The organism is Sediminimonas qiaohouensis DSM 21189, from assembly GCF_000423645.1.
GTDB lineage: Bacteria > Pseudomonadota > Alphaproteobacteria > Rhodobacterales > Rhodobacteraceae > Sediminimonas > Sediminimonas qiaohouensis.
The window spans coordinates 103,988-129,797 of record NZ_AUIJ01000007.1; the positions used below are offsets into that span (position 1 = coordinate 103,988).

24 protein-coding genes and 1 pseudogene are annotated in these 25,810 nt (G+C 64.3%); 13 read left to right on the plus strand and 12 right to left on the minus strand.

Features of this window, described 5'->3' with window-relative positions; genetic code table 11:
* Window positions 1–25 precede the first annotated feature (25 nt).
* A complete protein-coding gene (locus tag G568_RS0108180) occupies window positions 26–835 on the plus strand; it encodes an enoyl-CoA hydratase/isomerase family protein (protein ID WP_026757568.1) in 810 nt (269 codons plus the stop codon).
* 21 nt (window positions 836–856) lie between these two features.
* Window positions 857–2,053: a phenylacetate--CoA ligase family protein gene (locus G568_RS0108185; protein ID WP_245582906.1), complete on the plus strand. Its 1,197-nt coding sequence runs from the start codon at window positions 857–859 to the stop codon at window positions 2,051–2,053.
* Window positions 2,054–2,131: 78 nt separating this feature from the next.
* Here G568_RS0108185 and G568_RS0108190 read toward each other — a convergent pair whose 3' ends face one another.
* Window positions 2,132–3,097: an NAD(P)H-dependent flavin oxidoreductase gene (locus G568_RS0108190; RefSeq protein WP_026757570.1), complete on the minus strand. Its 966-nt coding sequence runs from the start codon at window positions 3,095–3,097 to the stop codon at window positions 2,132–2,134.
* Between the two features lie 225 nt (window positions 3,098–3,322).
* Between G568_RS0108190 and G568_RS0108195 the strand changes: the two genes are divergently transcribed.
* From G568_RS0108195 to G568_RS0108230, 9 genes and pseudogenes are all read left to right on the plus strand, one after another.
* Window positions 3,323–4,093, plus strand: coding sequence for an enoyl-CoA hydratase/isomerase family protein (locus G568_RS0108195; protein ID WP_245582907.1), 771 nt, complete (start codon window positions 3,323–3,325; stop codon window positions 4,091–4,093).
* Between the two features lie 77 nt (window positions 4,094–4,170).
* A pseudogene (locus G568_RS20805) lies at window positions 4,171–4,317 on the plus strand (CoA transferase); the annotation flags it as partial.
* A gap of 73 nt (window positions 4,318–4,390) precedes the next feature.
* Window positions 4,391–5,275 carry a CaiB/BaiF CoA transferase family protein gene (locus G568_RS18515; RefSeq protein WP_281168992.1) on the plus strand — a complete coding sequence of 295 codons (885 nt, stop codon included), beginning with the start codon at window positions 4,391–4,393 and terminating at the stop codon, window positions 5,273–5,275.
* Window position 5,276: 1 nt separating this feature from the next.
* Window positions 5,277–6,455 (plus strand): acyl-CoA dehydrogenase family protein, encoded by a 1,179-nt coding sequence (locus G568_RS0108205; RefSeq protein WP_026757572.1) that lies wholly within the window; start codon window positions 5,277–5,279, stop codon window positions 6,453–6,455.
* Between the two features lie 5 nt (window positions 6,456–6,460).
* Window positions 6,461–7,615 (plus strand): acyl-CoA dehydrogenase family protein, encoded by a 1,155-nt coding sequence (locus tag G568_RS0108210; RefSeq protein ID WP_037373861.1) that lies wholly within the window; start codon window positions 6,461–6,463, stop codon window positions 7,613–7,615.
* Between the two features lie 28 nt (window positions 7,616–7,643).
* On the plus strand, window positions 7,644–8,420 hold the full coding sequence (locus tag G568_RS0108215; protein ID WP_026757574.1) for an enoyl-CoA hydratase/isomerase family protein: 777 nt from the start codon (window positions 7,644–7,646) through the stop codon (window positions 8,418–8,420).
* Window positions 8,421–8,462: 42 nt separating this feature from the next.
* The gene (locus G568_RS0108220; protein WP_026757575.1) at window positions 8,463–8,984 is read left to right on the plus strand and encodes a TRAP transporter small permease; all 522 of its coding nucleotides are present in this window, start codon (window positions 8,463–8,465) and stop codon (window positions 8,982–8,984) included.
* A gap of 10 nt (window positions 8,985–8,994) precedes the next feature.
* Window positions 8,995–10,341, plus strand: coding sequence for a TRAP transporter large permease (locus tag G568_RS18520; RefSeq protein ID WP_051202854.1), 1,347 nt, complete (start codon window positions 8,995–8,997; stop codon window positions 10,339–10,341).
* Window positions 10,342–10,359: 18 nt separating this feature from the next.
* On the plus strand, window positions 10,360–11,493 hold the full coding sequence (locus tag G568_RS0108230; RefSeq protein ID WP_026757576.1) for a C4-dicarboxylate TRAP transporter substrate-binding protein: 1,134 nt from the start codon (window positions 10,360–10,362) through the stop codon (window positions 11,491–11,493).
* 70 nt (window positions 11,494–11,563) lie between these two features.
* Here the strand turns inward: G568_RS0108230 and G568_RS0108235 are convergent, their stop codons facing one another.
* The 8 genes from G568_RS0108235 to G568_RS0108270 form a co-directional block, all read right to left on the minus strand.
* Complete coding sequence (locus tag G568_RS0108235) at window positions 11,564–12,709, minus strand: acetyl-CoA acetyltransferase (protein WP_026757577.1); 1,146 nt, start codon at window positions 12,707–12,709, stop codon at window positions 11,564–11,566.
* Window positions 12,706–13,092, minus strand: coding sequence for a Zn-ribbon domain-containing OB-fold protein (locus G568_RS0108240; RefSeq protein ID WP_245582908.1), 387 nt, complete (start codon window positions 13,090–13,092; stop codon window positions 12,706–12,708). The genes G568_RS0108235 and G568_RS0108240 overlap by 4 nt, the downstream gene beginning before the upstream one ends.
* Window positions 13,093–13,102: 10 nt before the next feature.
* Window positions 13,103–13,879, minus strand: coding sequence for an SDR family NAD(P)-dependent oxidoreductase (locus G568_RS0108245; RefSeq protein ID WP_026757579.1), 777 nt, complete (start codon window positions 13,877–13,879; stop codon window positions 13,103–13,105).
* 33 nt (window positions 13,880–13,912) lie between these two features.
* Window positions 13,913–14,074, minus strand: coding sequence for a PaaI family thioesterase (locus G568_RS20670; protein WP_245582909.1), 162 nt, complete (start codon window positions 14,072–14,074; stop codon window positions 13,913–13,915).
* 278 nt (window positions 14,075–14,352) lie between these two features.
* On the minus strand, window positions 14,353–16,320 hold the full coding sequence (locus G568_RS0108255; RefSeq protein WP_026757580.1) for a TRAP transporter permease: 1,968 nt from the start codon (window positions 16,318–16,320) through the stop codon (window positions 14,353–14,355).
* A 69-nt stretch (window positions 16,321–16,389) separates the two neighbouring features.
* Window positions 16,390–17,538, minus strand: coding sequence for a TAXI family TRAP transporter solute-binding subunit (locus G568_RS0108260; protein ID WP_026757581.1), 1,149 nt, complete (start codon window positions 17,536–17,538; stop codon window positions 16,390–16,392).
* A gap of 46 nt (window positions 17,539–17,584) precedes the next feature.
* On the minus strand, window positions 17,585–18,811 hold the full coding sequence (locus G568_RS0108265; protein WP_026757582.1) for an acyl-CoA dehydrogenase family protein: 1,227 nt from the start codon (window positions 18,809–18,811) through the stop codon (window positions 17,585–17,587).
* 16 nt (window positions 18,812–18,827) lie between these two features.
* On the minus strand, window positions 18,828–19,940 hold the full coding sequence (locus tag G568_RS0108270; protein WP_026757583.1) for an acyl-CoA dehydrogenase family protein: 1,113 nt from the start codon (window positions 19,938–19,940) through the stop codon (window positions 18,828–18,830).
* A 310-nt stretch (window positions 19,941–20,250) separates the two neighbouring features.
* Between G568_RS0108270 and G568_RS0108275 the strand changes: the two genes are divergently transcribed.
* Together G568_RS0108275 and G568_RS0108280 are read left to right on the plus strand one after the other, a co-directional pair.
* Complete coding sequence (locus tag G568_RS0108275; RefSeq protein ID WP_037373862.1) at window positions 20,251–20,733, plus strand: MaoC family dehydratase; 483 nt, start codon at window positions 20,251–20,253, stop codon at window positions 20,731–20,733.
* Window positions 20,734–20,841: 108 nt separating this feature from the next.
* Window positions 20,842–21,660 (plus strand): IclR family transcriptional regulator, encoded by an 819-nt coding sequence (locus G568_RS0108280; RefSeq protein ID WP_037373864.1) that lies wholly within the window; start codon window positions 20,842–20,844, stop codon window positions 21,658–21,660.
* Window positions 21,661–21,693: 33 nt separating this feature from the next.
* On the opposite strand, the gene G568_RS0108285 is transcribed toward G568_RS0108280, so the two are convergent.
* From G568_RS0108285 to G568_RS0108295, 3 genes are read right to left on the minus strand one after another with little or no spacing between them, the layout of a single operon-like run.
* Window positions 21,694–22,842 (minus strand): acyl-CoA dehydrogenase family protein, encoded by a 1,149-nt coding sequence (locus tag G568_RS0108285; RefSeq protein ID WP_026757586.1) that lies wholly within the window; start codon window positions 22,840–22,842, stop codon window positions 21,694–21,696.
* Window positions 22,839–23,897 (minus strand): acyl-CoA dehydrogenase family protein, encoded by a 1,059-nt coding sequence (locus G568_RS0108290; RefSeq protein WP_026757587.1) that lies wholly within the window; start codon window positions 23,895–23,897, stop codon window positions 22,839–22,841. The genes G568_RS0108285 and G568_RS0108290 overlap by 4 nt, the downstream gene beginning before the upstream one ends.
* Window positions 23,897–25,327 (minus strand): MmgE/PrpD family protein, encoded by a 1,431-nt coding sequence (locus G568_RS0108295; RefSeq protein ID WP_026757588.1) that lies wholly within the window; start codon window positions 25,325–25,327, stop codon window positions 23,897–23,899. The genes G568_RS0108290 and G568_RS0108295 overlap by 1 nt, the downstream gene beginning before the upstream one ends.
* Between the last annotated feature and the right edge of the window lie 483 nt (window positions 25,328–25,810).

A 25,810-nucleotide genomic window follows, 5' to 3' on the forward strand; every position in this document is an offset into this window, starting at 1 on the left:
CAATCTCCAACGAAGGAAGAGAATCATGTCGGAGCGTTATGCAAAATACGACAAGCTGAAATTTGACTACCCGGTGGATCGCGTCCTGCGCATCACGTTCGACCGGCCCGAGACCTTCAATTCCGTGGATGCCGAAATGCACACACAGATGACGGATATGTGGATCGATATCGACCGCGACCCCGACATCAACGCGGTTATCGTGACCGGGGCGGGCAAGGCGTTTTCAGCGGGCGGCGATTTCAGCCTGATCGAAAAGATGATCGGGGATTCGCATGAGATCATGAAGACGTGGAAGGAAGCCAAAGACCTCGTCTACAACATCATCAACTGCAATAAGCCGATCATTTCCGCAATCAATGGCCCGGCGGCCGGTGCCGGTCTTGTGGTGGCCATCTTGGCGGACATCTCGATCGCCGGCAAGAAGGCGAAGATCGTCGATGGTCACCCGCGTCTGGGTGTTGCCGCCGGGGATGTTGCGGCGATCATCTGGCCGCTGCTGACCTCGATGGCCAAGGCGAAATATTACCTGATGACCTGCAAGCCGGTGTCCGGCGAAGAGGCCGAGCGCATTGGCCTCGTGTCGATGTGTGTCGAGGATGACGAATTGCAGCAGATCGCCCTGGATACGGCGGTGGAACTGGCCAACGGTTCGCAAAGCGCGATCCGCTGGACCAAGTATTCGCTGAACAACTGGCTGCGCCAGGCCGGGCCGATCTTCGATGCCTCGACCGCATTGGAAATGCTTGGTTTCATGAGCGAGGACGTGAAGGAAGGCGTGTTGTCGCACCGCGAAAAGCGCGCGCCGAATTTCCGCAAGGACTGCCCGCTTTAACCCGGGAATGGAGGCATGGTCATGTCTGACGACGTCTACAGAGACATAGCTCAAGCCTATGCCGCCGCGGCAGAGAAGGCCCCCGGTCTGAAATCGCGATTTGCGGCTGCCGGATTCGATCCGGCGGCTGTGACATCGCTGGCGGACCTGTCGCGTCTGCCGGTGATGAAGAAAGAAGACCTTCTGAAGATCCAGCGCGACAACCCGCCCTTCGGCGGATTCCTTGCCTCCGATCTGAAGGATGTCGGGCGGATCTACGTCTCACCCGGCCCGATCTTCGAACCGGCGCTGCCGGGCGGTGGCGGGCACGGGCTGGATCTGCTGTTCAAGGCAGTGGGCGTGGGTGCGGGGGACATCATCCTGAATACCTGGATGTATCATCTCGTGCCGGCTGGGTTGTTGTTCGACGAAGCGGCGCAGGCCGCAGGCGCCACGGTCATTCCCGGTGGCGTGGGTAATACCGAGCTTCAGGCACAGATTATCGTCGAAACCGGCGTGACCTCGATCTGTGCCTCGACCGCGTTTTTCCTGACACTCGCGGACAAGGTGATCGAAACCTATGGCCGCGACGCGTGGACGGTGAAGACCGCCTTCCTCGGGGGCGAGATGGGCGACTGGATGGCCAAGCGCCGCCGGATCGAGGCCGATTATGGCGTGTCGACCTGGGCCGCCTATGCCACCGCCGATCTGGGCCTTGTCGGCTATGAGGATGGCGGCGAAGGCTATCTGGTCCACCCCGACCGCGTGGTGCAGATATGCGATCCGGTCAGCGGCGCGCAGGTGACTCATGGCGAACCGGGCGAGGTTGTCGTGACCGCCCGCGACGCCACCTGGCCGATGATCCGGTTCGGCACCGGCGACAGTGCATTCGCGCTGGAAAGCAACGCGGATGGCAGCGTCAGCCGTATTTCAGCATTGCAGGGCCGGGTCGGCGCGGCGGTAAAAGTGCGCGAGATATTCGTCTATCCGCGAGTGATCGAGGAAGTCATCATCGCCGCGCCGGGCGCCAAGGGCGCGCAGGCCGTGGTGACGCGGGAAAACGATCGCGACATGATCCGCATTTCTCTTGTGCTTGACGATGACGCTGACGCATCCGCCGCCGAGAAAGCCGCCGCCGAGGCCTTTCAGCTTCATGCAAGGATCCGTGCCGACGCGGTTAACATCGTCGCCGAGTTGCCGGAAGATGCGGACTTGATCGTCAACCAGAAAGATGGTTGACGGCCTGTCCGAAACCTCCGTGACCAGCAGGCGGAACGCCAAACGGCGGCAGGGCAACCAACCTGCCGCTCTCATCCGTCACGCACAGAGCGCCTCCTTCGCAGCACGGTATTCCCTGTCGAGACGGTCAACGTAGTCCGCTGTCGTCGTCACCGCATGCACCGCGCCGATCCCCTGGCCGCTGCCCCAGATGTCGCGCCAGGCCTTCGGGCGGACGTCGCCGGTGGAGAGGTTGAGCTTGTTGCCTTCACCGGTCAGGTTGTCCGGGTCAAGCCCGACCGCCCGGACCGACGGTTTGAGATAATTGGCGTTCACGCCGCTGAAATAGCTGGTGTAGAGAATATCGTCGGCGCCGCTGTCGACGATCATCTGCTTGTAGCTTTCGGCGGCGACAGCTTCGCTGGTGGCGATGAACGGCGAGCCGATATAGGCGAAGTCGGCGCCCATGGCCTGCGCTCCCAGAACGGAGCGCCCTGTGGCAATGGATCCCGACAGGGCCAGCGGACCGTTGAACCATTCGCGGATCTCCTGAACCAGCGCAAAGGGCGACAGGCCACCTGCGTGGCCTCCTGCACCGGCGCAGACCGCGATCAGCCCGTCGGCCCCCTTGTCGATGGCCTTCCTGGCAAACCGGTTGTTGATCACGTCGTGCAGCACGATACCATCGCAGCTGTGCGCCGCCTGGTTCACGTCTTCCCGCGCGCCCATCGAGGTGATCCAGATCGGCACCTTCCAGCGGGCACAGATCTCGACGTCGCGTTCGACCCGGTCATTCGAGCGGTGCACGATCTGGTTGACGGCGAAGGGCGCGGCCGGCCGGTCGGGGTTGGCCTGATTATGCGCGTCGAGCTCTTCGGTGATGCGTTTGAGCCAAGCGTCCAGCTGGGGTGGCTCTCCATCGGCTTCGCGCGCGTTCAATGCCGGAAAGCTGCCGATCACGCCGGCCTTGCACTGGGCGATGACCAGGTCAGGTCCCGACACCAGAAACATCGGGGAGCAGATCACAGGCAGGCGCAGACGGCCCAGAGGGGAGTCTTTGTACATGGTCCATTTTCTTCATAACTTCAGATATTTCCGGCGAATCCGAGGTTTACACCAAAGTGTTTGGTAGACACTCATACAGAGCGAAACATCCCTGCCGGAAGATCACAACGGGAAAAGACGGCACCGTGAATTTCACATGAGTCTGTTTTTCGACGCCAGGGTATGTGCGGTGAGCCACCCCATCCTTAGCGTGGCACGAGCCGACTCATTCGGGAGGAAGAAGCGGTGCCATTGCTCTACAGCCGCTCGGAGGGTGTCGGTCGGATGACCTTCGATTTTCCGCAGAAGAAGAATGCGCTTGACCAGGACGCACGCAAGGAGATGGAGCGTATCGTCACGGAAGTCCGGGATGACGACCGTGTCCGCGCGCTGCTGATCGGCGGAACCGGTGGCGCGTTCTGCGCGGGTGGCGACATCAACACATTCGCCGGCTCGACCCCCGTCGCCATGCGCAACCGTATGAAGCAGCAGCACCGCGTCACACGGATGCTCCATGATCTGGAAAAGCCGGTGATAGCGGCGGTCGCGGGACCTGCATTCGGTGTCGGGTTCAATATCGCGCTGCTGGCCGACGTGATCCTGGCCGCACCGTCGGCCCGGTTCTGCCAGGCCTATGCGCGGGTGGCGATCGTGCCCGATGGCGGGGGGCTTTACCTGCTGTCACGGGTGGTCGGGACGCAGCGCGCCAAGGCGATGTTCATGACGGCTCAGGTGATCGGCGCGCAGGAGGCACGCGATCTGGGGATCGTTCATGCGATTCACGACGAAGACGCGCTGGAGCCGGAAGCCTCTGCGCTTGCCGCGCGACTGGCCGAAGGGCCGACCCGTGCCTTCGGGCTGGGCAAGGCGATGCTGAATCGGGGCATGGATTGCGACCTTGCCACCTACCTTGAGATCGAGGCCACCGCCGAAGCCTTTATCATGCAGACCGAGGATCACCGCGAAGCTGTGGCCTCTTTCAGGGAAAAGCGCCAACCGCGCTTTGGCGGAACATGACGGCGGCGGCCGGCCCCCTGTCCGGTCTCAGGGTGATCGACCTGGGCCAGGTCTACCTCGGCCCCTATTGCGGGCTGATGTTCGCGCTCATGGGGGCCGAGGTCATCAAGGTGGAGCCGCCCGGCGGCGACAGCATCCGCGGCATCGCGGGCGGGCGCGAAAACCCGGCGGCGATGATGCTGAATTCCAGCAAGCAAAGCGTGGTGATTGATCTTCAGTCGGACGAAGGGCGCTCCGCGCTGCTGGCGCTGGCCGATACCGCCGACGTGCTGATCGAGAATTCCCCGGCCCGGCACGATGGAAAAGCTGGGGCTGGGGTGGAAGACGCTCTCGGCCCGCAATCCGCGTCTGGTCATGGGGTCGGGCAAGGGCTACGCCGCCGATTCCGTCTACCGCGATGCGCCGGCGATGGATTTTCCCATTCAGGCCCTGACCGGACTGATGTCTGTGACCGGGTTTCCCGATGGCCCGCCGGTGAAATGCGGCGCGGCGATCACCGATTTCCTCGGCGGCATCCACCTGTTCGGCGGCATCATGGCGGCGCTGCATGCCCGCGGCACGACCGGGCGCGGCGACTTCGTTCAGATCGCCATGCAGGACGTGACGCATCACGCGCTGGCGTCGAATATCTCCAGTTTCCTGCTGGCGCCTGAGGGGTTTGCGGACCGTGCAGGCAACAGCCAGGCTGTGCTCAAGGTCGCGCCCTACGACCTGTTTCCGGCGCGGGACGGGCAGGTGGCGATCATGTGCCTGAACGATCGTCACTGGGATCAACTGAGCCGTGCCATGGGCCGGCCCGATCTGGCCGAGGATCCCGAACTGGCCGAGGGACCCGCGCGCTGTGCGCGGCGCGCCGAGGTCGATGGCTGGGTCGCGGAATGGACCACGCAGCATACCCGCGCCGAGATTTTCGCGACTTTGAGCGACGCGCGTGTGCCGGGCGCGCCTGTGCGCACCCTGGCCGAGGTGGTGGCAGACGAGGACATGCGCGCCCGCGGCATGGTCCACGACCTTCCGCACCCGGATCTGGGAACGATCCCCGTACCCGGGTCGCCGATGGAATTTGCCCGTCACGACCGCGTGGCCCCCAGGCCCGCCCCGGAAGCGGGTGCCGATACGGCGTGCGTGCTGGACGCATTGCGCCAGGCCGGGCTTTCCCCACTCTCAGAGGACAGAAACTGACATGTTCAAGCTCGATCCGGAACTGGAAGATTTTCGCCACGAGGCCCGCAAGCTGGCCGAACGGGAGTTCGCCCCCATGGCCGCCTATTGGGACGAGAAAGAGGAATTTCCGGCCGCCAATCGCGACAAGCTGGCCGAGCTTGGCTATCTAGGCATGTTCATCCCCGAGGAATACGGCGGGTCCGGCGCGCCCGTGGTGCAAGGCACCGTCTTTCTGGAGGAAATGGCGCGGGTCTGTTTCAACACCGCGCTGGTCTCGCAGCTTTACCTGAATGGTCCGTCGCGGGCGATCAGCGTTCTGGGCAACGACGAACAGAAAAAGCGGTTCCTGCCGGACATGGCGGCGGGCAGGAAATTCATCGCCATTGCCATCAGTGAACCCGAAGCGGGATCCGCAGTCACCGACCTGCGCACCACGGCCACCAGGGACAGCGACGGCTGGGTGCTGAACGGCAACAAGTGCTGGTCGACCGGGGCACATGTGGCCGATTATGCGCTGGTCTTCTGCCGTTTCGGCAAGGCCAGTGGGGCGAGGGGGATCGGCGCCTTTGTCGTCGATCTGAAGAAACCCGGCGCGCGGATCGGCCACATATCGCTCAAGATGGGTGGCCGGGGTCTGACCGAGGCCGAGATCATCCTGGAAAACTACAAGGCCGGTCCCGAGGATGTGCTGGTCGAAGGCGATCCGGAAAGCTCACGTTCCTTTGCGCTTCTGATGAGCAGTTTCGGACCCGAGCGTGTGGGCAATGCGGCGATGTGCGTGGGTCTGGCGCAAGGCGCCTTCGAGGCGGCCAAGGAATATTCCGAGATCCGTCATCAGTTCGGACGTCCCATCAACGAGTTTCAGGGCCTGCAATGGAAGATCGCCGACATGGCGACGCAGATCCACGCGGCCCGGCTCATGGTCTATCGCGCCGCCACCAACCCGGCGCCGAACGGCTTTCCCGACCCGATGGACGCGACCATGGCCAAGCTCTATGCCAACGAAATGGCGCAACGGGTCACGAACGAGGCGCTGCAGATCCACGGCCACAACGGCTATACGCGTGAATACCCGCTGGAACGCATGGTGCGAGACGCGCGCGGCTTCGCTCTTGGCGGTGGCACGGTCGAGATCCTGCGCAACACGATCGCCGCCATGGTCTATGGCCACAGCTTCAACCAGCGGCGGGGAGGGTAGGGCGCATGCATCCTTCCTTGCTGACCACGGATCAGATCGCGCTGAAGGACGCGGCGCGCAAGCTGGCGCTGGGTGAATTCCGCGACCGGGCCGCGCGCTGGGACCGTGAGGGCATCTACCCCGACGAGAACCACCATCGCCTGGGCGAACTCGGCTATCTGGGCATGACCATCCCCGAGGAATTTGGCGGCGGCGGGGTTTCGCTGGTGGATTGCTATCTGGTGATCGAGGAACTGGCGAAGGTGGATTTCAATACCGCGCTGATTGTCCATGATCAGAACGTCTCGCCCCGGATCATCGCCACTTGCGGCAGCGACGCGCTCAAGCGTGCCTTCCTGCCGCGCTTCGCGGCGGGCGAGATCGAATGTGCGATTTCCTGGACCGAGCCGGAGGCAGGATCGGACGCGACGGCCGTGACGACCTCGCTGCGGCCCGATGGCAATGACTTCGTACTGAACGGCGGCAAGATCTTTACCACCTTCGGTGACCGGGCCGATTACCTTCTGGTCTATGCGCGGTTCTGCGACAGCAAAGGGGCGCGCGGCATCGGCACGGTTCTGGTGGAACGCGAGAGCCCCGGCGTCACGGTGCACATCCTCGAACAGAAGATGGGCGCGCGCGGCTGCAACGAATGCGAGATCCATTTCGACGATGTGCGGGTTCCGGCGGAAAACATCGTGACCGAGGGTCTGGCCGGAAATTCCAGCGGCTTTGTCCGTCCGCTTGGCGTGTATAACGGCACCCGCGTCGGCATGGGGGTTCTGGCGCTCGGCGTGGCCGAGGGCGCGTTCGATTTGGCCTGTGACTACATGAAAACCCGCCGCCAGTTCGGCAAGGCGCTGTCCGACATGCAGGGCCTGCAATGGATGATGTCGGACATGAAGGTGCAGATCGAGGCCGCCCGGTCGCTGTGCTACACCGCGCTGTCGCTGATCGACCGAGGCCAGCCCGATCCGACGCTGTCCTCGATCGCCAAGGTCCAGGCCACCGAGATGGCGCAGCGCGTGACCCACGACGCCATGCAGATGTTCGGCGGTTACGGCTATTTCGGCTCGCTGCCGCTGGAGCGGATGGTGCGGGACGTACGGATGCTGACGATCACCGGAGGCACGACACAAATTCACAAGAACGGGATCGCACGGGCGCTGTTTGCCGACTGACGGATTTTCGCCTGAGGGAGGGGCGGTCATGGCAAGTGACATCACAGTTGAACGCAAGGACGGTCTGGCCATCGTGTCGCTGAACCGGCCGGACAAGCTGAACGCGCTGACCCTTGAGATGCGGGTCGAGCTCATGGACAGCTTCCGCCGGATGCACACCGACCCCGAGGTCCGGGCGGTGCTGCTGAGAGCCGAGGGGCGTGCCTTCTGTGCGGGAGCGGACATCTCGACCATGGGCAAGGACGATGTCTGGGGCGACCTTGCGCGTCTGCACCGGGCACATCAGATGATCCTGTCGATCTACAATTGCGAAAAGCCGGTGGTGGTGGCGGTGCGTGGGCCAGCGGTGGGGATCGGGCTCAGCATGGCGCTGGCCTGCGATGTCCTGCTGCTGTCCGAGACCGCGAAACTCGGTCAGGTCTTTCGCAGGATCGGCTTGGCCCCGGATGGCGGCGCGGCGTTCTTTCTTCAGAACCTGATCGGACGGCAGCGGGCGACAGACCTTGCCTTCTCGGCCCGGCTGGTGCCCGCGCAAGAGGCCCTGAGCCTGGGTCTGGCGAGCCAGGTGCATCCCGACGACGCGCTCGATGACGCCGCAGCGGAATATGCGGCAGACCTGGCCGCGGGTCCGACCTTTGCGCTGGCCGGGGCCAAGCGGTTGATGCGGGCCGCGCTGCAACCTTCGCTTGAGAGCTTTCTGGAAACCGAGGCCATCATCCAGGGGCAAATCATCAAGAGCGCAGATCACGCCGAAGGCATCGACGCCTTTCTGAGCAAGAGACAACCGGTGTTCCGAGGGGCATAGCCACTTGGTGCGCGGCCCGACATGACAGGGGAAGATACGGCGATGGAATCAGTAATTGCCAGACTCGGATGGGTGTCGCGGATCATCACCTATGCCGCGACGGCTTTGGCGGCCCTGATGATGGTCCACGTCACGCTCGATGTCATCCTGAGCCAGTTCATCGCCGAGCCCCTGTCGGGCACGGTGGATTACGTGTCGTATTATTACATGGTCGGGCTAGTCTTTCTGCCGCTTCCCTTCGTCGAATACACCAACGAGCACATCAAGGTCGACCTGATCCACGATCTGCTCCCGACGGGGGCGAGGACCGCTCTCGACATGCTGGCTCTGGCGCTGTCTGCGGTGTTCTACGGGCTGCTCACCTGGCAGACCTGGATCGATGCCGTCGAAAAATACCTCATCGGCGAGCAATCCATGGGCATGGCGGCGGTGACCGTCTGGCCCGGTCGCTTCTGTCTGCCTCTTGGTGCGGGGCTGATGGTTCTGCTCTTGCTGGCCAAGCTGATCCAGAGGCCTTTCACCGACGCTGGCATGGCCGGCCCCAATCACGACATGTACGAATAGGAGTGGAACGGTGAGCTTTTTCCAGATCGGCCTTTGCGGCATCGTTTCTGTCATCCTGCTGGTCTTGCTGCGCGTTCCGATCGCGGTCGCGCTGGGTATCGTGTCCTTCTTCGGGTTCTGGGCGATGCTGGGAAGCGGCGCGGCTTTCGGCCTGCTGACGGCGGTGCCCTATGACTTCGCCGCGCACTGGACGCTGAGCTCGATCCCGATGTTCCTCTTGATGGGCTACGTCTGTTACCAGACCGACATCACGCGCGGGATCTTCAAGGCCGCCCGGGTCTGGCTGTCATTCCTGCCGGGCGGGCTGGCGGTCGCCAGCGTGGGCGGCGCGGCGCTGTTTTCGGCGGCGGCGGGCTCCAGCCTGGCCTGCGCCGCGGCGATGGGTCGGATCGCGGTGCCGGAAATGCTGAAGCGCGACTACGATCCCGGGCTGAGTACCGCCGTGGTTGCCGCGGCCGGCACCATGGGATCACTCATCCCGCCGAGCATCCTTCTGATCATCTACGGTATTTTTGCCGAGGTCGCCATCAGCAAGCTGTTTCTGGCCGCGATCGTGCCCGGCGTGCTGACGATGCTGGGGTACTGGGCGGTGATCATCGTTCGTGCGCGGATCAATCCCGCGCTTGCGCCGCCGCTCGACGAAAGCGCGACATGGTCCGAACGGCTGGAGGCCCTGAGCGAAACATGGCCCGTGATCTTGCTGGTGGTGGGCGTTTTCGGCGGTCTGTTCACCGGAATTTTCACACCCACACAGGCCGGGGCTGTCGGGGCGGCGTTGTCCTTTGCGATTGCGGCGGCGCGCGGCACCCTGAACTGGAAAGTTTCCAGGATCGCGCTGATGGACACTGCAAAAATGACCGCGGCGATCTTCATCATCGCGGTCGGTGCCAACCTGTTTTCGAGGTTTCTCGCGATCAGCGGTATCCCCGAAGCGATGACGGACCTGGTGATTGATCTGGGGGCCAGCTATGTGATGCTGGTTTTCGGCACGGCCGTGATCTTTTGCCTGCTGGGCATGATCCTCGATCCGCTGGGCATCCTGCTGCTGACGCTGCCGATCCTTCTGCCGATATACGAGGCGAACCATATCAGCCTGATCTGGCTGGGCGTGCTTGCAACCAAGCTGGTCGAGATGGCGCTGATCACGCCGCCGGTCGGGCTCAACGTCTTCGTGATCAAGGGAATCGTCGGTGATGCGGTTCCGATTTCGCTGATTTTCAAGGGGGTCTTGTGGTTTTTGGCCGCCGATGTGGTGGTCCTGATCATCATGGTCGCCTTTCCCGAACTGATCATGTTCCTGCCGGAGCTTGGAAATTGGAACTGCCGTGGTGAAACCCGCGCAACAGCGGGTCTTTGACAAAGAGGAGGAGACCACATGAAACTGACGAAAATACTGACGATACTGGCGGCGGGTGCCGTGCTGACGGCGACCCCGGTCCTGGCCGAAAAACGGGTGACGATCAGCAGCTGGACCTCGCCCAATCACGCAACTTCTCGCGGCCATGAAGCCTTTGCAGAAATGACCGAGGCTGAATTTCCCGATGCCTTCGACTTCAAGCTGTTTTCCGGCGGTGCCCTGCTCGGTGCCAAGCCGACGCTGTCGGGCCTGCGCGACGGTGTGGCCGACGTGGGCTTGTTGGCGCTGACCTATTTCCGGTCGGAAATGCCTTACGCGCAGCTCGTTGCCGATCTGGCGCTTCTGGGCGAAGACCACTATGCCATGGCCGGAGCGACGAGCGAGTTCGTGATGCTGCACTGCCAGCCGTGCAAGGATGAGTTTGCCAGGAACGGCATGGTGGCGCTTAGCGGGATCAGCACGGCGCCTTATGTATTGCTGACCACCGGGCCGATCGTCGAAATCAGCGACATGCAAGGGGTCAGGCTGCGCACGGGCGGGTCGGTCTGGGACCGCTGGGCGACACGGCTTGGGGCAGAGCCGGTAAACGTGCCGTCGAGCGAGATGTACGACACGATGAGCCACGGTGTCGTCACCGCTGCGGTGCAGCCGGTCGGTGCGCTCAAGGGGCACAGCCTGATCGAGGTTGCCAAGCACCTGACGGAGTTGCCGCTGGGCACCTATCATTCCGGTTCGATCTTTGCCGCCGGCCCGGACTTCTGGGCCTCACTTTCGCCGGAGCAACGCGAGCAGTTCGCCAAGAACCTGCCCGAAGCCGTGGCGCAGACCGAGGTGTATTACGAAACCGACGATCTGGACGTGCTGAAAGAGGCGGGAGACCTTGGTCTGGAGGTGCACGAACCCTCGCCCGAGTTGCTTCAGGATCTGATCGATTTCCGCACCGCCGATGTTGAAGAGATCGCCCGAATCTCACGCGAGGAACGCGGCATCGAAGATCCGGAGCCGCTGATCGCGACCTATCGCGAGCTGATCGAGAAATGGCACGGTCTGGTTGAGCCGCTGCATCCGATCCGCGACAACCCGCAGCCCTATGCCGATCTTCTGCGCCAGGAAATTTATTCCAAGATCGACCTGGCAACCTACCCGAACTGAGTCGTCTCAGACAGAAACGCAAAGTGGCCCTCTGTAAGGAGGGCCGCTTTCGTATTGTCCGATCGCCTGGTCAGAGCGTGGCTTCGGTGCCCAGGATATTCGTCACCTGGCTGGACAGGACACCGCCGTTGCCGTGGGCCAGGGCCAGCTCGGCGCCGTCGATCTGGCGGTCTCCGGCTTCGCCGCGCAGCTGTCGCACCGCTTCGACCAGCGTGAAGATGCCGTACATGCCGGGATGGACGCAGGACAGCCCGCCGCCATTGGTGTTGACCGGCAGATGACCGCCGGGCGCGATGCCGCCGCCTTCGACGAAGGCGCCGCCCTCGCCTTTTTTGCAAAAGCCCAGATCCTCAAGGAACAGGATCACGTTGATGGTGAAGGCATCGTAAAGCTGCACCACGTCAATGTCGGCGGGTGTGACCCCGGCCATGTCGCGCGCCGCGGCACCGGACTGCGCGGCCCCGGTCGCGGTCAGGTCGGGCATTTCGGAAATGTCGCGGTGGGTGGTGCCTTCGCCGCCCCCCAGCAGATAGACCGGTGGTCTGGGGTGATCCTTCGCCGTCTCGGCCCGCCGCATTATCAGCGCGCCGCCACCGTCCGTGACAAGGCAGCAGTCGCGCACCCGCAGCGGATCCGAGACCGGCCGCGAGGCAATGACATCCTCGCGCGTCAGGGGATCGCGCATGAAGGCTTCGGGGTTCTTCCGGGCCCAGGCGCGCGCCGCCACCGCCACGTCGGCCAGCTGTTCGCGCGTGGTGCCGAACTGCGTCATGTGACGGTCCGCGGCAAGCGCGTAGGACGACAGCGGGAACAGCGGCTTGTAGGGGGCCTCGTAGGTTGGCAAGCCGAGCGCGGTCATCAGCTTGCCCGAGGCGGTGCGCTGGTTCGACCCGTAGGCGATCAGCACGGTGTCGGCGAGCCGCAACTCCAGCAGCATCGCGGCCCAGAGCGTGTGCGACAGGAACGACGAGCCGCCCATGCGGTTGTTCATGGTGAACCTGGGGTTCAGCCCCAGTTCCTGCGCCAGCGTCAGACCCGAAAGCATGTCCAGCGGCTGGCAGGTGGCAATGGCGTCGACCTCGCCAAGCGACACGCCGGCATCGGCCAATGCGCCATGCACGGCCTCGACGGTGATTTCCATCGCGCTCTTGCCATGGGCCTCGCCGCATCCCGCCAGCGCGGCGCCGACGATGGCGGCTTTTCCCCGCAAACTCATGATGCACCTCCTTCAGGCCGGAACACCACGGCGGGGCCGCCGTCTGCCCCTTCGCCGATCGACGCGGAGACCTTCAGCCCGGCCGCGATCTCGTCATGCGCGATCCCGTCCACGCGCGACATCATGCGCACGCCTTCGTCGAGGTCCACCAGCACCACGTTGTAATCGCCGCCCCGTTCGGGTTTCCGGCGCACGATTGTCCGCGCATAGATCGTTCCCCGTCCCGTGGGAGCCACCCATTCAAGGTCCGCGCTGCCACAGGCCGGGCAGATCACCCGCGGATGAAAGACATGGCTGCCGCAGCCGCCGCATTTCTGAATCTCGAAGACGCCGTCGGCCAGCTTGGCGGCAAAGACGGCATCGGGCCCCGGGCCCTTTTCCATGCCTGTCATCTCAGAACCCGATGTGGAACCCGCCGTTCACGCTCAGGTGCTGGCCGGTGATGTAGGATGCCGCATCGGACAAGAGGAAACAGACAGGCTGCGCCACTTCCTCCGGAGTGCTCATTCGGCCCATCGGAATCTGTGCCATGTACTTGTCGGCAAACTTGTCCGAGCGGATCGTTTCGGTCATCGGCGTTTCGACCATTCCGAAACAGACCGAGTTGACGTTGATCCCGTAGCGGCCCCATTCGCGCGCGGCGCTCATCGTCAAGCCGAGTACGCCGGACTTGGCGGCGCCATAGTTGATCTGCCCGATGGTGCCGCGGCGGCCGGCATCGGAGGAGACGTTGACGATGGCGCGGCGCGCGGCGCTGTCCGGATCCTTCTGGGCCTGATCCCTGTAATAGGTGCCCACGGCCTGAAGACAGGCAAAGACACCGGTGAGGTTGACGTCGATGACCTGCTGCCAGGTGGCACGGTCCATCTTGTGGATCATCGCGGCGCGCACGATGCCGGCATTGTTCACCAGCCCGTTGATGTCCCCGAATTCGTCGAGGCTGAACTTCACCAGTTTCTCGGGAAAGTCCGGGTCGGCCACGTTCCCGACGAGGGCGCGGGCATTGCTTCCGATCTTTTCGGCGGTTTCCCTGACGCCGTCTTCGTTGAGATCGTTCACCACGACCCTGGCGCCCAGCTCGGCCGCCAGCTCCGCCACGCCGCGGCCGATCCCCTGTCCGGCGCCGGTGACGATAATCACCTGATTTTCCAATGACATCGGGTTTATCATGTCTGTCTCCTCACTTCATTCGCTTGTTGCAGTTTAGTCGCTGCCGTCGGGCGCTGGTTGGCCGGGCGGCGGTGAGATCCGCTTGATCACGGCATCGCCATGCGCCAGGCGTTGCCCGTCCTGATTGAGGACCTCGCCCTGAACGAACACCAGTTTGCGCCCGCCCCCGGCAATGCGCGCGCGTGCCGTCAGCACGTCGCCCTCGACCGCCGGGGCGACGAAGCTGGTGGTGAGAGAGCGTCAGACAGCGATGACCGGGACGGCCTTCGCCCGCAAAGGCCGCGCAGAAGGTGACCGCGTTGTCCAGCATGGTTGCGAAGACCCCGCCATGCACCGCGAAGGCGCCGTTCAGGTGGTCGTGCGTGATCGGCAATTGCAACTCGGTCTTGCCCTCGGACCAGGAAACGAAGCGGACGCCCAGCAAGGCGTTGAACGGGGCGGGAACCTCGGGTTTGCCATTCTGTGCGCTCATTTCAGGTGGCCTTCCGATCGCGCGAAAACACCACGATGACCGCCGCCAGCACCGCGACAGCAGCGCCGCCGCCGACCGCGCTGGGGATCGGAACAGCCAGCATCGCGGTCGAGGGCAGGGCGAAGGCCAGACCGGCAATCCCGAGCAGAAGCCGCGCGATCGCGCCTCTGGGGCCGGGTTCGATACGACCGACGCCCAGCAGATACCCCTGCAATCCGGCGCAAATCAGCAGGACGCCGATACCCGCGCGCAGGATCGTCAGGAGACTGTCTACGAACCCGGCCTGAAGGGTGTAGGCGGGATCGAGCACGAAGAAGAAGGGCAGCACATAGATGACGGTGCCCAGCTTCATCGCCTCATAGGCCGCAGCGAAGGGTCGGGCCTGGGCAATCGCCGCCGCGGCGAAGGCCGCCAGCGCGACGGGCGGGGTGATGTAGCTGAGCATGCTCCAGTAGAGGATGAACAGATGCACGCCGATCGGGTCGAGCCCGCCGGCGATCAGGGTCGGGGCCAGAGACACGGCGAGGATGACATAGGCCGCCGTCACCGTCATACCCATCCCGAGGATGAAGCTGGTCAGGGCCCCCAGAAGCAGCAGCAGGAAGGTGTTGCCGCCCGCGATGAAAAGCAGATCGTTCGAGATCGTGCCGGACATGCCGGTCACCGCCAGCCCGCCGACAATCAGCCCGACCGCCGCGAGGATCGCGACCAGTTCGACAAAAAGCCGCCCCGTCGCCACCAGGAAGCTCACCAGCTCCCGCCGCCCCCAGCGTGATTTCGACAGCAGCTGGTTCAGAACGATCAGCAGCGCGGTCGCATAGAATGGGGCGATCGCCTCGCGCTTGAGATAGAGCAGCATCCAGATGAGAAGCCCGAAGACCGCGAGGAAGTACCAGCCTTCACGCAGCACCTTGCCGAATCTTGGAAGATCGGAGCGCGGCACGCCTTTCAGCCCGTTGCGCGCCGAATAGGCGTCGATCTGGGCGAAGAGGCCGAAGAAGTAGAGCAGCGAGGGCAGCACCGCCGCAACCACGATGTTGGTGTAGTCGGTCAGCAGAAAGCTTGCCATGACAAAGGCCGTGGCCCCCATGATCGGCGGCATCAGCACCGCGCCGGTCGAGGCCGCGGCCTCGATCCCGGCGGCATAGCTGGGCCGGAAGCCCACCTTTTTCATGGCCGGAATGGTGATCGAGCCGGTGGTGAGCACATTGGTGATGACGCTGCCGCTCATCGATCCGGTCAGCCCGCTGGTCAGGACGCCGACCTTGGCGGGGCCGCCCCGGACATGCCCGAGCGCGGAAAAGGCGATGTCGATGAAGAACGGCCCCGCGCCTGTGTGCTGCATCGCGACCCCGAAGATCATGAAGCCGACCACAAGGTTGACGAAACTGCGCATCGGGATGCCCAGAACGCTTTCGCCGCTCATGGCGTGGAAGATCGCCGTCTCGACCGGCGGGCGCTGGAACCCCTGGATCGGGCCCGGCGCATAGTTGGCGATCATCGGGTAGACGGAGAACATCAGGATGACCGCAAAGAGCATCCAGCCCCCGGTGCGCCGCGCCGCCACGAGCAACAGGAACCAGAAGGCGAAGCTGGCAATCACGGCATGGATGGGGGCCGCGAAGTCCCAGCCCTTGTTGACCACGCTGCGCCCGTAATAGGCAAAAAACGCGCAGGTGATCAGCGCCAGAAGGGCCAGAAAGTAATCCCACCATCGCGTCGACCCATGCGGGTTTGTCTTGCTGCATGGAAAGACAAGGTAAACGAGCGGCAACGTCAGCAGCAGCATCACGTAGAGGTAATGAATCTCCAGCAGCCGGACGTTCATGAAGAACCCGAGATTGAAGAGATGGTTGATCGATGCCGCGGACAACAGAACCGCCGATGCGGCGAGCAGCCAGCGAAGGTAAGGGGGCAGGGTGCCCATGCCCAACGGCGGTGCCGAGGCGTCCTGCGTTTGCTGTGACATGCGCGATTCCCGTGTTGTCCCGGCTTTCCGATAGCGCGCGGCACCTTTACGGCGCCGCGCCGCGGTGTCTCAGCGGAAAAAGACGTCGTGACCGGCGGTTTCCAGCGCCTCGGCGCGCACCTTCATCCAGGCCGCCGTGAACGCTTCCTCATCGTCCGGAGCGCTGTCGACAAAGCCTCCCCAGGCGTCTGCAAGAACCTTCTGCCGATCCACCAGCTTGTCCTGGTTTTCCTGCGCTTCGGGCGTCCACAGACCCTTTTCCGTGAAGTAGGCGATGCTGCCATCGCTCCACGGCATCACCCAGGACAGGATCTGACGATCGACTCCGTAGGCATTCGCGCCGGGGGCGGCGTCCTTGTAGTCGTCAAAACCGGCGTCGAGCGCGGCGACGATGTTGCGCACCTCGGCGGCATCCTGATCGGCTTCGGTGACGAGGATCGGATAGGGATATTGCGCCATCGGCAGCGGAGAGGCGGGGTCGATGGCCGGCCCCACCGACACCATGTGCGGCGTTACATACGGCGTCACGCTGGTATAGCGCTCCCATGCTTCGGTCTGGTCCGCCGGGGTTTCGAGCCACTTGAGACCGCGCGGGCTGGACTCGATCTGGTAGTTCACTGTCGTCGTTGTCAGCGCAAATGCGGCATCCACGCGATCTTCAAGAATGCCTTTGAGGGAATTCACATAGCCCGAGAACTCGACAGCCTCCACGTCGTCCCATGTCAGGTCCGCAAAGGCCAGCAGACCCTCCATGTTGACATCGATCGCCGGCGAGCTTGCGGCGCGACCGACCCGTTTGCCCTTGAGGTCCGTAATCGTCTCGATGCCGGCATCGGCCGCGACGGCCACACCCAGACCGTAGTCGCCGACAGCCTGAAGCACCGCGCGGATCGGCTGCGGGCCCCATTCCGGCGAGGCGAACAGGAAGACGCCTTCGCCGGCGAAATAGGAGGCGATGCCGCACAGGCAGTAATCCACCGTGCCATTCTTGAGAGGCGTCATCCGCGAGACGTCGTTGCGCCCCGGAAGCACCCGAATCGTCGTTCCGAAACGGCTGCGCATCATGTTGCCGATGGCAATCGAATGCGCATGGCCGGCCGACCCCGTGTCGTAAGCCGACCAGGCGATGACGTCGGGCAATTCGATGTCCTGCGCGCCGACCGGTGCGGCCATCGCCAGACACCCGGCAGCCGCGATGCTTGTCCATCTGAAGTTCATGGTAGTCTCCTCCTTGTTGGTTGTCCGGCAAGGCCGGGAGGTAGGCCTAAAGTTTCGAGAATGGCACGGTCTTGTCCACGCGTATGTCCGGCGGCAGCCCGAGAATACGTTCGCCGATGATCGTGCGCTGGATCTCATCGGACCCGCCGGCGATCCGGTTGCCCGGCGCCGTAAGATACTCGTTGCGCCAGCGCGCGGCATCGTCGTCGTCGGCCGCCGACACGCCCGCCGCAGTGCCCGCCAGTTCCATCCCGAAGGCGCCCATCTCCTGCCGCAGCCTGCCCAGCAGCAGCTTTCCGATCGAGCCTTCCTCGCCCGGCGCCTCGCCGCGCGACAGCGACGTCATGACCCGGTAGGAGGTGAATTCCAGCCCGCGTTGCCGCGCGACGAAATCCGCGATGCGCGCGCGCACTGCGCCGTCCTCAATGGCCGGACGCCCGTTGCGTTGGACGCGGGCGGCAAGGGCGATCAGCTCCTCGGCGCGCGCCCCGCCGCTGGCGCGCCCGACCGAGATGCTGAACCGTTCGTTCATCAGCGTCGTCAGCGCCACCTTCCAGCCTTCGGATTCGCCGTCCAGTCGGGCGCTGTCCGGCAGTCGCAGGTCGTCGATGAACACCTCGTTGAAGCTGGCACCGCCCGAGATCTGGCGGATCGGACGTGTCTGGATGGCCGGATCGGACATTTCCACCAGGAACATCGTCATGCCCTTGTGCTTGGGCACCTCCGGGTCGGTGCGGGCCAGAAGGATGCCGTGGCTGGAATAATGCGCGCCCGAGGTCCAGACCTTCTGGCCGGAAATCACCCAGTCGTCGCCATCGCGCCGCGCGCGGGTTCGGATGCCGGCCAGGTCGGAGCCGGCGGCAGGTTCGGAAAACAGCTGGCACCAGATGTCCTCGCCGGTCAGGGCGCGCGGCAGAACCGCTTTTTTCTGATCCTCCGTTCCGTGGACCATGACCGTCGGCCCGACCAGCCCAATCCCGATCAGGAAGACATTCGGCGGCACCGCATAGCGCCCTTCCTCCTGGTTCCAGATCACCTGTCCGATGGGGGTGGCGTCGCGGCCGCCGAAGGCGCGTGGCCAGGTCAGCCCGGCCCAGCCCGCTTCGGCCTTGCGGGCCTGCCAGTCGCGCGCCCGTGCGACCTCGTCGGCATCGCGGGCCATGAAGTGATCCTGAGCCTTTTCGCTGCCATCCCGCAGGGTTGCGTTGGCTTCCAGCCATTCCCGCGCTTTTGCGCGAAACGCGGCTTCTTCGGGGCTGTCGCTAAAATCCATGTGTCCGGTTTTCCTGTCAGCTTGCGGCCCGTGGGGTGTCCGCCAGATGCCCGAGCAGCCGTTCGCGCCACATGGCGGCCGGGCCGAGTTCTGCCTTCAACTGCCAGCCGCGCCGCAAAAACAGATGCGGGTCGGCGGCCCATGTGAACCCGATACCGCCATGAAGCTGGATCGATTCCTCGGTGGCGAATTGCACCGCATCGAGCGCCGTGAGGCGCGCGACGGCGGCGGCTTCGGGCAGTCGGCTGTCGCCGCTCGCCAGCGCCCATGCGCCGAAGAAGGCGTTGGACCGCGCCAGTTCGATCCTGGCGAACATGTCCGCGAGCCGGTGCTTGACCGCCTGAAAGCTACCGATCGGTCGCCCGAAAGCGTGCCGGTCGCCGGCGTAAGACGTGGTCAGGGCCAGCGCGCGCCCGGCAAGACCGATCTGTTCGAAGGCCGCCAGCACCGCGGCGCCGTCCAGAAGGCGCCGGATCGCCGCGGCATCCGAGCCGGGCAGCAGGTCGACCGGCGTGTTGTCAAAGACGATCTCGGCCGCCGGGCGTGTGCGGTCGATCGGGTCAAGCGCTCGGATCGTCACGCCCGGAGCTGCGAGATCCGCAAGATAGAGACGCGATGTGCCCTCTTCATCGGTCGCGGCGACAAGCGCGTGGGTCGCCGCGGCGCCGAAGGTGACCGGCGCTTTTCGTCCCGACAGGCGATCCCGCGCCACTTTCGCCGATACGGTGTCCGGGGCGAGACCCCCGCCTTCGGCAAGCGCTGTCGCCATGATCGTGCGGCCCTCGGCAATGCCGGGCAGAAACGATTTACGCTGGTCTTCCGTCCCGGCGGACTGAAGCGCCGGAACAGCCATACACAGGACCGGGAGGCAAGGCACGGCGGCCAGGGAGCGGCCGATTTCCTCGGCAAGGGTGGCCAGTTCCACCGCGCCCATCCCCGAACCGCCCTCTGCTTCCGACATGGCGAGGCCGAGCCAGCCGCCTTCGGCCAGGGCGGACCAGGTTGCCGTATCGAACCCTTCTCCGCTGTCGAGCCTATTGTGCGCGACCTCCAGGGTGGCGTGATCGCCAAGCATCCGGGCCAGGGTTTCGCGAATGGTATCCTGCTCCTCGGAAAAACCGAAATTCATGCCGGTGCACCTCCTTGCGGCTGTGGATGCCGAGTGCTTGCCGGTCGACGGTAGGTTGGCGGTCGGGCGCGACCAAACACTAACGGCCGGCGGCCGTGAAAAACCACATATGTGCAGTGTCGTGTCGAAAACGCTGAACGGGAGCAGGAAGCGGGGTTTATCACGAATGTGATTGATTCACGTCGGACCAGCGATATCTGCCGCTTCAATTGATAATTTTGGCGCTTATACCCTACCTTTCGAAAGCGCCTTAACGGCGCGACGAAGTTTTTCGCCGGGGAGGCGATTGATAAGAATGGGATTGAGCGACATGGAAACTGTGGGCCTTGGATTTTGCTATGAGGATCTGCCGGTGGGGCGCAAGTTTCGGACCATCGGCCGCACGGTGACCGAAACCGACATCACGAATTTCGTCAGCGTTACCGGCATGCTCGAAGTTCTGTTCATCAACAGCGACTTCCGCGAGAAGGAATCCAACATACCCGGCTTCGCCGCCCCCGGCTCACTCGTCTACTGCTTCATGGAGGGTCTGTTGACCCAGTCCACGATGCAGCACACGGGCTTTGCCTTTCTGGAAATGGAACTGAAGGTTCTGGGGCCGACATTCGCGGGTGACGCGGTCCATTGCGAGGTCGAGGTGACCGAGTCGCGCCGCTCGAAGAGCCGACCGAACCGCGGCCTGGTCCGGACCCGGAACAAGGTTTTCAAGCAAACCGGAGAGCAGGTTCTGGAATACACGCCCCTGCGGATGATCAAGGCACGCACGACGGACAAGGAACCGGGAGAGGCCTAGACCTGTCTCATATGCGCTGCAGAAAGTCGATCCTGGCAAAATATGGCTGGACTGCGGCGGGGGTTTTGGAGGTACCCGGGGCGCATAGACTAACTGGAGACAACGATCATGAAAACCGCGCGATCTGAGGCAACTGGACCTGCCGGACGCACATCGGAAGGGCCACGGTCGCTGAACCGGATCCTGGCGCTTTTCGATCTGGTGGCGCAAAGCGACCGGCGCATGTCCCTTTCTGAGCTCAGCAGCGCGCTGGATTGCCCCAAGAGCAGTTTGCTGGTGCTGCTGCGCCCTCTCACCGAAAAAGGTTACCTGATGCGCGAGAACGACACGTACTTTCTCGGACCAAGGATTTTCCAGTTCGCACAGACCATCCTGACCAACCACCCGTTCGAGTCGGTCCTGCGCGGGGTGATGAACGACCTTGTCAAAAAGACCGGCGAGACGGTCCTTTACGCGGTTCGGGATGGCGATCGCGTGGTCTATTCATCCGTCATCGAAAGCCCGCAGCCGGTCCGCTATGTTGCCCAGACCGGTGTCGACCGGCCGCTGTTCTGTTCGGCATCGGGCCTGGTCATGCTGGCCCATGACACGCCGCAGGAGCTTGACGCGTATTTTCGGCGGACGGAACTGGCGCCGCTAACCGGTAATTCGATCACCGACGAACAGGAACTGCGGCGCATCATTTCAGAGATCCGCAAGACCGGGTATGCCACAACGGTCGGCACGGCGCATGTCGACGCCGCGGGGTTCGGAGTCCCGGTGTTCCGTTCGGATGGAAACCTGGCCGGGGCCTTGGTGATCGGCGCGCCCCTGGAACGCGCAGCCCGGAACAGGAAACTTTGTGTGACAGCGGCCAAAGCGAGCGCCGAGCAACTTTCGATGGCGCTTGGCTATCGTCCCGATCAGACGGGGCCGTCCATGCATTAGGCCCCCGAGGCTATCTTTGCATAGGAACCCGCGTCACCTCAGTCCCAGTCCGCGTGCGATGATGCCGCGCAGAATCTCGCGGGTGCCGCCCCGGAGCGAGAATGACGGCACCGCAAGTGCGGTGTAGGCCAGCACCGCGGCGTAGCTGTCGCCGCCTCCGGGCACGGCGGGGCGGGAGACGAGGCTGCGGGCAAGACGCGGAATATCCTGCTCGAAAAGCGCACCCAGATCCTTGACGATGGCGGCCTGAAGCGCGGGGTTCTTGCCCTCGTTCAGCATCCCGGCGACCGACCGCGACATTTGCCGCAGCACCATCAGATGCGCGGACAGGCGGCCGATCTCGGCCTGCTGGGCCTCGGTGGCGTCCTGGCGCAGCACGCCGATCAGTTCCTCGATCAGCGCGAAGGACGACAGGAACCGTTCCGGTCCGCTGCGTTCGAAGGCCAGTTCGCTCATGACCTGCGACCAGCCCTCGCCCTTTTCGCCCAGCAGCGCGTCGGATGGCAGAAAGGTGTCGTCGAAGATGACCTGGTTGAAATGATGCTCGCCGCCCAGGTCGATGATCGGGCTGATCTGGATGTTTTCGGTGGCCTTGAGATCAATGAGGAACTGGCTCATCCCGCCGTGACGGTCTTCGCTTTTGCCGGTGCGGCAGAACAGGATCATGTAATCGGCCACATGCGCATAGGTCGTCCAGACCTTTGTGCCGTTGACGCGGAAACCGCCCTCGACATCGGTGGCGAGGGTGCGCGTAGCCGCCAGGTCCGAGCCGGAATCGGGCTCGCTCATCCCGATGCAGAAACACAGCTCGCCCGCGGCGATGCGCGGCACGATTTGGTGTTTCTGGTCTTCGGTGCCCTTGGCCAGAATCAGGGGTCCGCTCTGACGGTCGGCGATCCAGTGCGAGATCACCGGCGCACCGGCGGCCAGCAGCTCTTCGGACACGACATAACGTTCCAGCGCGCTGCGCGCGTGCCCGCCGTACTCCTCGGGAAAGGTCATGCCGACCCAGCCGCGCTGCGCCAGCCTGCGCGAAAAGTCACGACTGAACCCGTTCCAGGATTCCGCGCGCTTTTCGGGCGGGAAATCGGCCAGCTCTTCGGCCAGAAACGCGCGGACCTCTTGCCGGAGGTCGTCGTGATCGGCACCGGGCGGGGGTGGAGGAAATGCGGTGAGGGTCATGCCGGGGTGCCTTGTGCCGTGCTGTCGGTGATGAAATGCCAGAAGGTGCCCTGGGGGCTCGACAGGGCGGCCCGTCCCAGCTCCCTGGTCCAGTCCAGTTCGGTGCCGAACTCGTCACGCCAGCTCCAGATCCGTTTGGTGAAATGGTGCAGCGCGTGTTCCTGGGTATAGCCGATGGCCCCATGAACCTGATGGGCCAGCGCACCGACCGTTTCCGCCGCGTCTCCGGCGCGGATCTTGGCGGCGGCAACGGTCAGCGCAAAGGCGGGCGTGTCATAGCTGTCGGCGGCCATTTCGGCGGCGGTGCGCGACGCGGCGGTTTCTCCGGCCATCGTCGCGAGATAGTGTTGAATGGCCTGAAACTTGCCGATCGGCCGTCCGAACTGGACCCGGTCGTTGGCATACTCGACGCTCATCGACAGGATGGTCTCCATCGCGCCGGCCGTGGCCAGACTGCGGACAAGCGCCCCCAGCCCGCGCATTCCGCCGAGCGACCGGGGCAGGGGGGCGGCATCGGCCTCTGTCAGCGCAAGATCGACCTTTACATCGTCGCGCGGCATCCCGGCGAGATCCTGCGCCGGGGCGACCGTCAGATCCTTGACCGGCAGGGACAGAACATGATCGGCGCCGTCCAGCGCGGCGATGGTCACGATCCGGTCGGCCCAGCGGGCAAAGGGCACCAATGTCAGCGGCCCGCTTGCATGCACGGCAGTCCCGCGCCGTTCCAGCCGCAGCCCCGCGCCCTCGGCGATGGTCAGCCTGCCACCGGGCAGGGCCAGATCCACGCGCGCCAGCACCGCGTTCGCGATCAGCGTTTCGGCCAGCGGCAGGGGCAGGCCATGTGCCCCGGCGATGCGCACCAGCCTGAGCGCCTCGGCTGCGGGCACGCCGAAACCGCCGGCCTCTTCGGGGACCAGCGCCATGTGCAATCCGGCCTCTTCGATCCGCGTCCAGAGGGCCTCGGGGCAGTGCCCGGCAGCGGCGTCCTCGCGCAGGGCATGGCTGACATGGTCGCGGAAAAGCCGCTCGGCCATGTCATGGATCATCGAGTCCATCAGGTGGTCCTTTCAGAAGGTGCGGCGCCGGAGGCTGATGTGCCGTGTTCCGGTTTGCTGTGCCGCGCATGGGCTGATTGGCCGTCGGGGGCCGTCGAATGACGCAGCGGCGGCAGATGCAGCCGTGTGCGCAAATCCTGACGGAACGCCCCGGCAGCAGGCGGCGCCCCCCCGTCCCTGCGGTATTTCTCAAGACAATCGGCGATCTTGTACCCGATCTCGGCGGGGCTCGCCGGGTCCGAGGGCGAACCGGGATGCGCCGCGACCGAGGTTTCGGCCAGAATTTCGTTCCCTTTGCGCAGGCGGACATGGACCGCCCCATGGTCCACGCCGACGCGATCCTCCCCCGCATCCGGTTCGGTCTCGATCACCACCATGTCCATCAGGCGACGGATCTCGGGGCGATGGGGGCTGTTTCCCTCGAAATCCGCAAGCCCGACCCGGCCCTGATGCAGGGCCGTGGACAGGGTATAGGCTGCACAGAACTTGGCTTCCATTCCATCCTTCGGATCAACGACATGCAGGGGCACCATGACGCCCTTGGGCACCGTCATTTCGATCACGCAGCCCTCGGGCACCGCGTCTCCGCCGCGTTCCGCGTGAAGGTGCCGCCCGGCGGCGATCATCCTGTGCGTGAGATAGCAGCAGGGATAAAGCTTGCGCGACACGCTGCCCAGATCGATCCCTGGCACCACCTCGGCGGGGTCGGCGGCAAGCCCGTCCGGGCCGGCGTAAAGATCGAAAAAACCGCGCGGCGCAAAGATGTCGGGGGCGCCGGTGATTCCGGCTTCGGCCATGCGGGCGGCGTGCAGTCCGACAAGGGCGGCGTTGCCGGCCTGGATCGGCTTGGCCATCGCGCCGAAATTGATCTGCAATCCGCCGGCCAGCGCCGCGGCCAGCGACAGCGCGTTGCCGATGGCCTCTTCGCCGAGGTCAAGCTGATGGGCGACCGCCGCCGCCGCGGCCACGGCCCCGATCGTCGATGTGGCGTGCCAGCCCTTGTCGTAGTGACCAAAGCCCAGGATCTCTCCCAGCGCGACATTGACGGCCGTTCCCACCGCAAGCGCGGGGGCGACCCGGGGCGCCGTCTCGGGCCGCGCGTCCGCCATGGCCAGCAGCGCCGGCACGAAGACCACACTGGGATGCGTGACACTGAGCGTGTGGACATCGTCGAAGTCGAGCGCATGACCGGCGACGGCGTTGAGGAACGCGGCCCGTTCGACGCCGGCCTTTCCGACCGCGCCCGCCGGCCTGGCCGCTTCGTCTCCGTCAAGTGCCGCCAGCCGGCGGACCACCGGCTCGTGCCACCCGCCATAGATGACGGCCACCGTATCCTCCACGCAAAGCGCGGCCTGCTCGGCATTTGCGGCGTCCAGCCGATGTGGCGCAACGATGAACCGCGTCAGAAGGCGGGTGAAATCACTGGTCATGTCCTGATCCTCTCTGGTATTGCACTTTGCCTCATGTCGGGAGGTGCTATCAATTCGGGTGACCACCTGTTTGCACATATGTGTTGAAGAAGGCTATTTGCGTTGTGATTTCCGCCGATCTGCGGCAGCCTACGTGCAAACCTTCATCTGAATCCCTTTGAGATCGGGTGCCGGGCGTGTCAGAAAAGCTGCGAGAAGAAGGGCGAGCGCGGCTTGGGGGTGTCGGTGTGACTGGTCTGGAAGGCAAGGGCGCGAACGCGACAAGGCATTGCACCACGCCTTTTCCGACGTACGTTCTTTTCGCAAAGATTCGCAATTGGGGCCGTCGGGCAGTCGCTCTCGCGGTTCCCGCGCTGGCGACATGAGCGCGTTGCGGGCGGCAGGGGATGAACCGGAACTGACGCCATCGCTGTCCGACCGGCGTGTCGGGCGCAGTCGGATCTTCCGACGCTTTGCAGGCAGGCCACACGGCTTTGGAAAAGC

Excerpts from the sequence above, each read along its gene's own strand:
- G568_RS18515 (WP_281168992.1), top strand. The coding sequence starts at position 4,391 with ATGGAAAAGCTGGGGCTGGGGTGGAAGACGCTCTCGGCCCGCAATCCG.
- G568_RS0108275 (WP_037373862.1), top strand. The coding sequence starts at position 20,251 with ATGGAAACTGTGGGCCTTGGATTTTGCTATGAGGATCTGCCGGTGGGG.
- G568_RS0108240 (WP_245582908.1), bottom strand. The coding sequence starts at position 13,092 with ATGGAAAAGGGCCCGGGGCCCGATGCCGTCTTTGCCGCCAAGCTGGCC.
- G568_RS0108265 (WP_026757582.1), bottom strand. The coding sequence starts at position 18,811 with ATGGATTTTAGCGACAGCCCCGAAGAAGCCGCGTTTCGCGCAAAAGCG.
- G568_RS0108245 (WP_026757579.1), bottom strand. The coding sequence starts at position 13,879 with ATGATAAACCCGATGTCATTGGAAAATCAGGTGATTATCGTCACCGGC.
- G568_RS0108280 (WP_037373864.1), top strand. The coding sequence starts at position 20,842 with ATGAAAACCGCGCGATCTGAGGCAACTGGACCTGCCGGACGCACATCG.
- G568_RS0108235 (WP_026757577.1), bottom strand. The coding sequence starts at position 12,709 with ATGAGTTTGCGGGGAAAAGCCGCCATCGTCGGCGCCGCGCTGGCGGGA.
- G568_RS0108290 (WP_026757587.1), bottom strand. The coding sequence starts at position 23,897 with ATGGACTCGATGATCCATGACATGGCCGAGCGGCTTTTCCGCGACCAT.
- G568_RS0108205 (WP_026757572.1), top strand. The coding sequence starts at position 5,277 with ATGTTCAAGCTCGATCCGGAACTGGAAGATTTTCGCCACGAGGCCCGC.
- G568_RS0108190 (WP_026757570.1), bottom strand. The coding sequence starts at position 3,097 with ATGTACAAAGACTCCCCTCTGGGCCGTCTGCGCCTGCCTGTGATCTGC.
- G568_RS0108220 (WP_026757575.1), top strand. The coding sequence starts at position 8,463 with ATGGAATCAGTAATTGCCAGACTCGGATGGGTGTCGCGGATCATCACC.
- G568_RS0108260 (WP_026757581.1), bottom strand. The coding sequence starts at position 17,538 with ATGAACTTCAGATGGACAAGCATCGCGGCTGCCGGGTGTCTGGCGATG.
- G568_RS0108255 (WP_026757580.1), bottom strand. The coding sequence starts at position 16,320 with ATGTCACAGCAAACGCAGGACGCCTCGGCACCGCCGTTGGGCATGGGC.
- G568_RS0108215 (WP_026757574.1), top strand. The coding sequence starts at position 7,644 with ATGGCAAGTGACATCACAGTTGAACGCAAGGACGGTCTGGCCATCGTG.
- G568_RS0108180 (WP_026757568.1), top strand. The coding sequence starts at position 26 with ATGTCGGAGCGTTATGCAAAATACGACAAGCTGAAATTTGACTACCCG.
- G568_RS0108185 (WP_245582906.1), top strand. The coding sequence starts at position 857 with ATGTCTGACGACGTCTACAGAGACATAGCTCAAGCCTATGCCGCCGCG.
- G568_RS0108270 (WP_026757583.1), bottom strand. The coding sequence starts at position 19,940 with ATGAATTTCGGTTTTTCCGAGGAGCAGGATACCATTCGCGAAACCCTG.
- G568_RS0108295 (WP_026757588.1), bottom strand. The coding sequence starts at position 25,327 with ATGACCAGTGATTTCACCCGCCTTCTGACGCGGTTCATCGTTGCGCCA.
- G568_RS0108285 (WP_026757586.1), bottom strand. The coding sequence starts at position 22,842 with ATGACCCTCACCGCATTTCCTCCACCCCCGCCCGGTGCCGATCACGAC.
- G568_RS0108230 (WP_026757576.1), top strand. The coding sequence starts at position 10,360 with ATGAAACTGACGAAAATACTGACGATACTGGCGGCGGGTGCCGTGCTG.
- G568_RS0108210 (WP_037373861.1), top strand. The coding sequence starts at position 6,461 with ATGCATCCTTCCTTGCTGACCACGGATCAGATCGCGCTGAAGGACGCG.